This window comes from Spiroplasma sp. hy2 (assembly GCF_044714365.1).
In the GTDB taxonomy this organism is placed as follows: Bacteria; Bacillota_I; Bacilli_A; order Mycoplasmatales; family Mycoplasmataceae; genus Spiroplasma; species Spiroplasma phoeniceum.
Map to the genome: position 1 here is coordinate 1 of NZ_RXFZ02000334.1, position 621 is coordinate 621.

At 22.1% G+C, this 621-nt stretch carries 1 protein-coding gene; it reads left to right on the forward strand.

Translation table 4 applies throughout. The annotated features are described in order from the left end of the window. Positions 1-335 precede the first annotated feature (335 nt). Positions 336-575: a hypothetical protein gene (locus EHV01_RS06375; RefSeq protein WP_422065659.1), complete on the forward strand. Its 240-nt coding sequence runs from the start codon at positions 336-338 to the stop codon at positions 573-575. Positions 576-621 lie beyond the last annotated feature (46 nt).

A 621-nucleotide genomic window follows, 5' to 3' on the forward strand; every position in this document is an offset into this window, starting at 1 on the left:
GTCGCATGGAAAAAAGAAGGGTTTTAAAAAATACATAGAAATTGAATACGAATAATAAATTAAACCATTTACTAAAATGGTTTTTTTATTTGTTGTAAAACCAAAATTATTAATTGATTCAAAGAAAGGACAGCATCTTAAGTTTTTAAAATAGAAACTTTTTATCGCAACTTTTTGTTACCTTCTTTAAGTTGTGTTACACATTTATTAAATATCTTAGAAATTTTTACAAAGTGTACCTGTTTTTTCTCCTAATTTAAGGTGTTGTCTTTTCTTTGTTTCAGTTAATTAGTTTGTTAATAAATAAAAAAACTTAATAAAAGAAGGAGTAAGTAATGGAAATTAATAAACAACAAAAAATATGTGATGTTATTGATTGCTATAAATCAATATCATTCATTACCAAAGAATTTTTATCAAATAAAGTTTTATGAACTTGTGAAAAACATAAAAATTTATTAAATCATACAAAAGATAAAAACCAAGAGTGGCTTTATAAACGTTTAGAAAATTCAAAAATTATCTTTGATTATAAAACTGGTTTTTTAAAACTTTGATTTTATAAAACAACTTAATGCAGAGTGGAACGGTTATTTTAAATAACTAAGTGTTTTTATTCCA